Here is a 9,615-nt window from a genome sequence, read left to right as displayed (position 1 = left end):
GCTGCCCATTCAAACACCATCCTTCGACACTGCGTGATCTTTAACCCATGAAAAGCAACCCCTGAACCCCTTAAACCCGGACATCTCTATCTAGCCGGGAAGCGGACATCTGAATCTGGCCTCGACACTGGTGTAGGTCCCATGTAGAAGCTTTTTAGTAATGTCTGATTCAGGCTAATTAGAAATGTCCGATTTTTGCCTCCTTAGGCTCACGCTGTCGCGATGCGTCGACCCGGGGGTGAATCATGAATGGGCGTGGTCTGATCACGGCGAGCATGCGCGAACTGGAACGAGTCAAGGTCATCGAGGCGGTCATTGAAGGCCGCCTGCGCTGCTTTCAGGCAGCCGAGCGGCTGGATCTTTGTGAGCGGCAGATCAGCCGGCTGTGCCGGCGTTATGAGGCCGATGGTCCAGCCGGACTGGTGTCGGGCAAGCGTGGCAAGCCGAGCAATCGTGAACTGCCCATCGATCTGCGTGCGCGGGCCATGGCGCTCGTGCGTGAGCGCTACGCCGACTTTGGTCCGACGCTGGCGTGCGAGAAGCTGTACGAGTGCCACGGTGTGCGGCTGGCCAAGGAGACCGTGCGACGCTGGATGCGCGATGCCGGCCTGTGGGTGCCGCGCAAGCAGCGCCCGCCGAAGATTCACCAGCCGCGGGCCCGGCGCGCGTGCCTGGGCGAACTGGTGCAGATCGACGGCAGCGACCATCACTGGTTCGAGCAGCGGGCACCGGCCTGCACGCTGCTGGTGTATGTCGACGATGCGACCAGCCGCCTGATGACGCTGCACTTTACGGCCACGGAGTCGACCTTCAGCTACTTTGAGGCGACGCGGGCGTACATCGAACGCCATGGCAAGCCGGTGGCGTTCTACAGCGACCGTGCCAGCGTCTTCCGGCCAACGTACAGCCGCACCGGCGCGCGCGGCATCACGCAGTTTGGCCGGGCGATGTACGAGTTGAATATCGACACCTTCTGCGCGAATTCAAGCCCCGCCAAGGGGCGCGTGGAGCGCGCGCACCTGACGCTGCAGGACCGGCTGGTCAAGGAACTCAGGCTGCGCGGCATCCAGACCATGGAAGCGGCGAATGCCTGGGCGCCCGCCTTCATGGCCGCCTACAACGCGCGCTTTGCGAAGCCACCGCGGAGCACGTTCGACGCGCACCGGCCGCTACGCGCGGACGAGAATCTCGACACGATCCTGACGTGGCGAGTGGTGCGCAAGGTGTCGGAATCGCTGACCGTGCTGAATGACCTCATGATCTGGCTGCTGGAGGACACACCGGCTACGCGCCGACTGATCGGCCGCCACATCGACGTGTGGGAGTATCCGGACGGACGCATTGAACTGCGTGCCGGTGGCGTCGCGCTGCCCTGTGTCGCGTTCGATGAGCTCGCCGAAATCGACCAGGGGGCCGTGGTCGAACACAAGCGGCTGGGCCATGCGCTGCAGGTCGCCCAGGCGCTGCAGGCGCAGCGCGACAATCGCCGGATATCCGGTTCGCCGTCGCGCACGAACCGCGGTGAACCGGTGCGCCCGAAGGCGCGGCGGCCCGGCACGAGGAAGCCGCGCGAAGTGACGCTCGAGGACTGGAATGCGGCGGTAAGGGGGACACACCGGAACCCGGCAGGCTCGGTGCTAAAAACCGCCCTGCAGAGATAGGAAGGAGTCCAAAACCAACCCTCACCCGGACCCAAAACCGACCTCAACCCCGACATTTCTAATTAGCCACAACCCCGACATTTCAAAAAAGCCTCGACAGCTGGTGTAGGTCCCAAATAGAAATGTCGGTTTTCCGCTAAATAGAAATGTCGTGTTCTGGGTAGTTTGAGCGCCGGACATCCATGAGGGAGCGCCGGCGATGAATGCGACTGGGACGATCACGATGACGATGCGCGAGGTGGACCGGTTCAAGGTCATCCAGGCGGTGACCGAGGCACGGCTCAAGCCGGGCCAGGCGGCGGAACGGCTGGGACTGGGCGTGCGCCAGGTCGAGCGGCTGGTGAAGCGTTATGAGGCGGCCGGCGTGGCGGGACTGGTGTCGGGCAAGCGCGGGCGTCCCGGCAATCATTAGTTGCCGGCTGGCAAGGCGCAGCGGGCGCTGGCGCTGATCCGCGAGCGCTACGGGGATTTTGGGCCGACGCTGGCGTGCGAGAAGCTGCGAATGTCATGGCATTGAGCTGGCCGTCGAGACCGTACGCACGCTGATGCGGGCGGCCGGGCTGTGGATTCCGCGCAGGGAGCGTCCGCCGAAGGTGTACCAGCCGCGGGCCCGGCGTGCGTGCCTGGGCGAACTGATCCAGATCGACGGCAGCGATCACCGCTGGTTTGAGGACCGGGCGCCCGCGTGCACGCTGCTGGTGTTCATCGATGATGCGACCGGACGGCTGATGGCGCTGCACTTCACGGCGACGGAGTCGACCTTCAGCTACTTTGAAGTGCTGGCGAAGTATCTGCATGCGCACGGCAAGCCGGTGGCGTTCTACAGCGACAAGGCCAGCGTCTTTTACGTGAAGCAGCGTTCGGAGACAGCGGGCAAAGGGGTCACGCAGTTTGGCCGGGCCCTGTACGAACTGAACATCGACGCATTCTGTGCGAACACGAGTCAGGCCAAGGGGCGCGTCGAGCGTGCCAACCTGACGCTGCAGGATCGCCTCGTGAAGGAGCTGCGGCTGCGCGGGATCAGCACCCGGGAGGCGGCCAATGCGTATGCGCCCTGCTTCATCGCCGACTTCAACCGGCGCTTCGGCAAGCCACCCAGGAGCGATCATGACGCGCACCGGCTGCTGCGGGCCGACGAGGATCTGCGGCAGATCCTCGCGTATCGCGTGCCGCGCAAGGTCTCCAATGCACTGACCGTACAGTACGACCGCGTGATGTATCTGCTCGATGACACGCCCGTCAGTCGTGCGCTGATGCATGAGTACGTCGAGGTCGTTGAATATCCCGATGGCGTAATCGAGATCCAGGCCAGCGGTGTCGCGCTGCCGTACCGGCAATACGATCGCATCACGCGCATCGATCAGGGTGCGGAGCTGGAGAACAAGCGGCTCGCGAGCGCACTGGAGGTGGCACGGCAGATTCAGGCCATGCGTGACGAGCGTCGCGCATCGGGCTCGCCATCACGTACGCATTGCGGTGAAGAGGTTCGGGCGAAGCAGGCACTCGTCGGACTGAAGAAACAGCGGGCGATTGACGTTGCCGACATCAATCATGCTGTTCGGGAAGTCAGTGCTAGGGCAATGCGGGAACGGGGGGCGGCTGCGCCGCCCCACCCCACAACGATAAGAAAGAACAGGGCAAAACCCGACATTTCTATTTAGCCGGAGGCACGACATTTGAACTTGGCGGGGACAGTTGGTGTAGCGGCTAAGTTGTAATCTATGGCCAGCCCGAATTTTGCAACCTCTGGTTCGGACGTCCTCGTGGCTTGCGCAAATCTATCCGGAATCGATGTTCCGCGATGAAAACCGCACCGGGCGATCCTCAAAATGTCGGCAGCTGCTGTGAGCTGTACAACTTGTCAGGTTCTTCGTCCGGTCGCTGTGCCGTTGGACCATCAATTCCCAGCAGTCGCAAAACCTTGTTGGGTGAAACCATAAATCAGTCTGCGATCTGCAGGCGGGAGGCATCGTATGCCTGCTGCCTGGTGAGCACCGCCCAGGCGATCCGGGCGAGCTTGTTGGCGACTGCACAGGCCACGACATTCGCGTGCCGTCGCGTGAGCATTGAACGAATCCACTCTCCAAGCCTGTCAGTTCGCCGGTTCACGCGTTGCATGACAGCTCGGGCGCCTTGCACGAGCAGATGGCGCAGGTGCCTGTCGCCTCGCTTGCTGATTCCGAACAGGACGCTTCGCCCGCCCGTGCTGTGCTGCCGTGGCACCAGTCCGATTGAGGCTGCGAAGTTCCGGCCACCAGCAAACTGTGCGACGTTGCCGACCTCCGACGCGAGAAGGCTTGCTGTGATGGTTCCGATGCCGGGGATCGACAGCAGCCGGGCTGCATTCTCGTCTTCGCGCAGTTGTAGCGTCAGGTCCCGCTCAACATCATCAACCTGCTGGTCCAGGTAACGGTAGTGAGCATGGAGCCGGTGGATGAGCTGGATTAGCCGCGGTGGCAGATCGTGAACAGCAAGAACATCGGGCAGCCGGCGTAGCGTGGCTTTGGACAATGGAACGACGATGCCGAACTCGAGCAGGACGCCGTGAATGCGGTTGATGGTAGCCGTGCGTTCAGTCACCAGACCTTCGCGCACCCGATGCAAGGCTGACAGTAGCTGCTGTGCTTCGGTTCGCGGCTCGACGAAACGCATGGCGGGCCGCGATGCAGCTTCGCAGATCGCTTCAGCATCGATGTAGTCGTTCTTGTTGCTCTTCACAAAAGGCCGCACGTACTGGGCCGAAATCAGTCTCGCCTGATGACCCATCGCATTGAGCTTGCGTGCGAGCCAGTGCGCGCCGGCGCATGCTTCCATGACGACGGTAACTGCCTTGAGATTGCTGAAGAACGGAAGCAGTTGCGCGCGCGAAAGCTTCTTGCGGAACACCTCGCGGCCCTTCACATCCTGCGCATGCAGATGAAAGACGTGCTTGCCCAGATCAATGCCGACCAGCGTGACCTCGTTCATGGCGCTCTCCTCTACCGTGGACCGAACCGCCTATCGTAGAACCGTCGGTGGGATCGGGCTGGCCATTTCATTATGTCCGCTTCTGGCCAAGTTCAAATGTCCGCTTTTCGGACCATCGTAAGCTGACCGGCCGCCGGCTAACCGGCACGGGGAGCTTCGATGGCAGTCATAGAACGGATAACGATGACGATGCGCGAGCTGGACAGGTACAAGGTGATTCAGGACCTGGCCGATGGTGTGCTCAGGCCGTGGCGTGCCGCCGAACGGCTCGGGCTGACGACACGACAGATCCGGCGGCTGGTGGGCCGGTTGCGGGAGCACGGCCCAGGTGGTCTCGTATCCGGCCGGCGCTCGAAGCCGAGCAACAACCGGCTGGACACAGCGACGGCCGACCGGGTGCTGGCGATCATCCGCGAACGCTACGCCGATTTCGGGCCGACGCTGGCCTGCGAGAAGCTGTACGAGTGCCACGGCATCCGCCTGGCGAAGGAAACGGTGCGCCGGCTGATGACGGACGCCGGGCTGTGGGTGCCGCGCCGGCAGCGTCCGCCGAAGGTGTACCAGCCGCGTGCGCGGCGCGCATGCGTGGGCGAACTGATCCAGATCGACGGCAGCGAGCATGCGTGGTTCGAGCAGCGCGCACCGCAATGTACGCTGCTGGTGTACGTGGACGACGCAACGAGCCGGCTGATGCACCTGCACTTCACGGCGAGCGAATCGACGTTCAGCTACTTCGAGGCCACGCGCGCGTACATCGAGCGCTACGGCAAGCCGGGCGCGTTCTACAGCGACAAAGCGAGCGTATTTCGCAGCACGGCTGCCGGCAAGACGGGCAACAGTGTGACGCACTTTGGCCGGGCGATGTATGAGCTGAACATCGACACGTTCTGCGCGAACTCGAGTTCCGCGAAGGGGCGCGTGGAGCGCGCGCACCTGACGCTGCAGGACCGGCTCGTGAAGGAGCTGCGCTTGCGCGGGATCAGCACGGTGATCGACGCGAACGCCTGGGCGCCCTTCTTCATCGCGGCCTATAACGCGCGCTTCGCGAAGCCGCCGAAGAGTACGTTCGACGCACACCGGCCGCTGCGTGACGATGAGGATCTCGATCTGCTCATGACGTGGCGCGAGACGCGCCGTGTCACGAAGTCGCTGACGGTGCAGTACGACCGGGTCATGTACCTGCTGGAGGACACGCTGGATAACCGCAGGCTGGTTCACCGTTATATCGACGTGTGGGAGTACCCCGACGGGCGCATCGAGATCCGGGCGGATGGCCGGGTATTGCCCTGCCGGCAGTACGACCGGCTCGCGGAAATCGATCAGGGCGCGGTGGTCGAGCACAAGCGCCTGGCTCACGTGCTGCAGGTCGCGCAGGCGGTTCAGGCACAGCGCGACAACCGGCGGGCATCCGGCTCCCCTTCGCGCACGAATCAGGGCATCGAAGTGCGCAAGCCCGGGCGCCCACCCGGTACGAAGAAACAGCGCGAACTCACGCAGGCCGACGTCGAGCAGGTGGTCGTGGAACTCTCGCAACGCAGAACAGCGCCGCCGCACAAACCTGGCCGGCGGTCTGCAGGGGACAGTGGAACAGGCGTAGCTTTGACAGCTGGTAGGTTTACAACCGTTGCGTGCCGGATTGCTTCAGAAGCGTCCCGACCACATCTTTCACCAGACATTCATCAAGCAAATGGTAGCTTCGGGCGTTGCGCAATTTCGCGGGACGCCGAATGCTTAAACAGCTGTCAGGGGCTGCGGTGCCGGCTGGGCTGCGCGGTCCGGTTCTGGTCGATCAATATGGCTTGCCGCGGTACTGGGCCGCGGTCTGGTCGACAACATCGGCAGCCCAACTGGCGGAATCGACGCACGTCAAGGCGCTGCGCTATATCGAAAGCCTGTACCAGCATGCCGATCAGCTGCGCGGAAAGTTGTCGCTGGACGACGCGCTGGGAAGCCTGGATGACGAGACGCTGGCTGAAATCCTTGAATCGTGGTTCATGTCGATTCGCAACCAGGGGTTGTAAGCCGGAACCGCAGAAATTTTGGAAGTCCTTTGATTTCAGGTGGTTAGAGAAGGTCGAGACCCGCAAGCATGGCCGCGATGTCGATCGGGTTCTCGTTGCGAAACGTGTAATGCCCGAGGAAGTGGATGTGCCGCCACGCCACCGGAGAAATCTTCTTCAGCATCGCGAGCGCCTTCTCATTTCCCTCCCGTTGGTAGCGTTCGAGCAGTTGTGACAGCAGTACCGAGTTGAAGGCGGTCACGACATTGGCCAGCAGCCGGCCGCACTCGTTATTGATCGCAATGTCGTGATCGGTCTTGCCGATCAGGTGCTTTCTGCCACTGACCTCGGCGATGAAGCCGCGCAGCGCGTGATACGCTTCGATCCGGTTCTGCGAACGATGGACGTTGCGCTGCAGTTGTGGGTCGCGCATGTAGCGCAGCGTGTAGATGCTGCGCACGAGTTTATCGAACTCGAAGACGGCACGGCGCGTGCGGTGATGTGGAGACAATGCGCAAAGCTTGCGAACCAGTGCCTGCTGGCTCATTTCCTTCACGCTGAGTGACGCGATGATCTGTTCGAAGACACACGGATCGTCGCAGATGGCGGGCAAGTCGATCTGTCCAGCGGGTTTGATCAGGAAATTGTCGTCCTGCTCAATGTCGTCGCCGCAAAACAGATGTTTTAGCTGTGCCTGCAGGTTGGTGAAGCGCGGCGCAAAGTCCATCTCGAACCAGTACATGGCCGCGAAATTCATCTTGTTGATGCTGTGCATGTCTCCGGTGATAATCGTCGGCGCGATATCGGTCGTGTTGTGGTAACAGAGGTCGAAGACGTAATGGCTTTCGTGCTCGTGCGCACCGATGAGGTTGGCGAGTGTGGCAACGTGATTGGTGAGGGAGGTAGAGGCGACGACTCCCCGTTCGCGACCGAAATATTTGCGCGAGTGCCTCGCCTTTGCGGTCGGAGTGGCGGCAGCGAACTTCTGTCCGTCGATGGCACCGAAAAGTGCGCCAAGATCGGACGAGTAGTACTCGAAGATCGGTAATTGTGCGATGAAGTTGGCAACCCGGTCGTTGGCAGCCCGCAGTGTGGCCAGACGGCAGTACTGGCGATATGTTTCGTCGAGTGTGTGATACGGGATATCGCAGGTCTGGGACATGGCGAGATTGCCGAGATTGGTGGCCTGCGCAATAATCACCGCCATCAAGCTGTCCGCGTCGGCGATCTTCTTCGCGTAACGGGGTTGCAGGGGCGTCATCGTCGACAGGAAGCCGCAACGCTCATTCACAAACCGGATGATGTCGGCAATGTCGCGTAGCGGCAGCTTCGCGTAGAAGCTTTCCTGCTGTGTGGCGTTTTTGTCGGTTCTGTCGCGATAAGGAATTAAGGGCGACCGAGGGTGGCAAGAGCGCCGCGGTCATATGGCCAAGGAATAGAACTGCTCGGCGGCCGACGGACTGCTCCCCTTGGGGATAACCATCTGCCCTTTGCGGATCATCCGCATGGTCTCGATGCCACCGAGTACGATGCGAGCGCAGCGAAAATTCTGGAACCCCTACATCGGCCTGACCCGGCGTTTGATGCCACGGTGGTCCCGCTCAACGAGGTTATTCAGATACTTGTTCTGCCTGATCTTGATCGGCGTTTCCCGCTCAGCATTGATCGCCTGCAGGGCCGCGAGGTTCGCGCCACTCTTGTCCACCGTGACGGTCTTTGGCGCACCGTTCTGGGCGATGGCCTTTTCGAAGAAGCGCCGGCGCGCAACAGGAAGTCAATGGTCTTACCGGCCTTGTCCCTGTCTCTTACTCCACTCAAGGGCCAGTGGAAGTATCTCTGCCGGGGCGTAGTCGAACTATTTCTGCCTCTCCTCCCCGAACCGGACGTGCGCCTCTCAGCGCATCCGGCTCTCCGCTGAAGTGTCGTTTCGAACAAAGGCGACACCGTTCCACCGTGCCGCCAGTTTGCTTTGTATTTCACTGATTATCGAAGGTCTTCACCTCACTACAGTCAGTTAATCAACAGGCAAACCACTTCAACTGCCCCCCTTCGCCATGTAGCCGCCTTTCCCGGCCTCGGACTACTACGGAGGCTCCGCCAGCTTGCACATCATTGGGGGCACACTCCCTTAACATCTGTGCAAGCCTTCCCCAGTTCACATGCTGGACTCAAGCGCACGGGCGAGGCTGCCTGTCGCAGTCTTTATCCTTGCTTGCCGCAAGTCGTCGCGAATACCGCGGCCTAGCTGCGCGCTCTCCATGGCTCCGTGCTGATGGGCCTATATGGCCAGTCAGCATTCGCGTTGCCGGGCCGTACATATGATCGGCAACAATTCGCGTCCTGCCTATTAAGCGGTGTAGGCAGGGGTGACGATTCAACCCTCAGATGCGTTCAAACAGGTTCGTGTTCCTCAACCGTCCCATGCTCAGCCTAGAGGCTCATCTTGGCGTAACCGCCTCGCCGCAAGCCCCGTTTCCCACGGACTTCGTCACCGTGCCAGTGTCGGCAAGTCACCGCCGCTTCGGCTCACTTCCTCTCGCAGCAGAAGAAGGGCATACCCCGGTACTACAACAGCAACTTCTCCGGGTTTTGCATTCCAACTATGCTCAAGCAACTTCACCCCCATATAGGCGGGCTACGTTGGCTGGGCGTACTGTAGGTCTCGTCCATGCGCCAGCTGTTGCCTACCGGGCGCTGGCGCCGACGAAAGGCCTTCTCGAGCACCGGCAGCAGCTTGATCGCTTGATCACCCAGCGATGCACCGTGGAATGATCCACCTCGATGCCGCGCTCGGCCATCATCTCTTCCAGATCCCGCAAGCTCAGCGAGTACGCCACGTACCAGCGCACGCACAGCAGAATCACGTCCACCGGATGGTGCAGGCGCTTGAGGACATTGGCAGCAATGCCGCCTGGCAGGCTCGTGCGCGGCGTCTTCGCTGGCTTATTCATCTGCTGACTTGCAGTTTCCAAAACCGGCCATTCTAC

General features: G+C 61.5%; 3 protein-coding genes and 4 pseudogenes. 3 read left to right on the top strand and 4 right to left on the bottom strand.

Going from position 1 to position 9,615, the window contains the following annotated elements:
- Positions 1–245: 245 nt before the first annotated feature.
- Together AB4Y32_RS34965 and AB4Y32_RS34960 are read left to right on the top strand one after the other, a co-directional pair.
- Positions 246–1,661: an ISNCY family transposase gene (locus AB4Y32_RS34965; protein WP_368725666.1), complete on the top strand. Its 1,416-nt coding sequence runs from the start codon at positions 246–248 to the stop codon at positions 1,659–1,661.
- Between the two features lie 199 nt (positions 1,662–1,860).
- Positions 1,861–3,322: pseudogene (locus tag AB4Y32_RS34960) on the top strand (ISNCY family transposase).
- A gap of 280 nt (positions 3,323–3,602) precedes the next feature.
- Here AB4Y32_RS34960 and AB4Y32_RS34955 read toward each other — a convergent pair.
- Positions 3,603–4,628 (bottom strand): IS110 family transposase, encoded by a 1,026-nt coding sequence (locus AB4Y32_RS34955; RefSeq protein ID WP_368725665.1) that lies wholly within the window; start codon positions 4,626–4,628, stop codon positions 3,603–3,605.
- 159 nt (positions 4,629–4,787) lie between these two features.
- Here AB4Y32_RS34955 and AB4Y32_RS34950 point away from each other — a divergent pair.
- Positions 4,788–6,164, top strand: a pseudogene (locus tag AB4Y32_RS34950) (ISNCY family transposase); the annotation flags it as partial.
- Between the two features lie 528 nt (positions 6,165–6,692).
- Here AB4Y32_RS34950 and AB4Y32_RS34945 read toward each other — a convergent pair.
- The 3 genes and pseudogenes from AB4Y32_RS34945 to AB4Y32_RS34935 form a co-directional block, all read right to left on the bottom strand.
- Positions 6,693–7,919 carry a Tn3 family transposase gene (locus tag AB4Y32_RS34945; RefSeq protein ID WP_368725664.1) on the bottom strand — a complete coding sequence of 409 codons (1,227 nt, stop codon included), beginning with the start codon at positions 7,917–7,919 and terminating at the stop codon, positions 6,693–6,695.
- Between the two features lie 129 nt (positions 7,920–8,048).
- Positions 8,049–8,425 (bottom strand): annotated as a pseudogene (locus AB4Y32_RS34940) (DDE-type integrase/transposase/recombinase); the annotation flags it as partial.
- A gap of 858 nt (positions 8,426–9,283) precedes the next feature.
- Positions 9,284–9,579 (bottom strand): annotated as a pseudogene (locus AB4Y32_RS34935) (IS6 family transposase); the annotation flags it as partial.
- Positions 9,580–9,615 lie beyond the last annotated feature (36 nt).

The organism is Paraburkholderia phymatum (assembly GCF_040965635.1).
GTDB classification, from domain to species: domain Bacteria; phylum Pseudomonadota; class Gammaproteobacteria; order Burkholderiales; family Burkholderiaceae; genus Paraburkholderia; species Paraburkholderia phymatum_B.
Note: the sequence above shows the minus strand (reverse complement) of the source record. Positions and strands in the feature narration are given on the sequence as shown.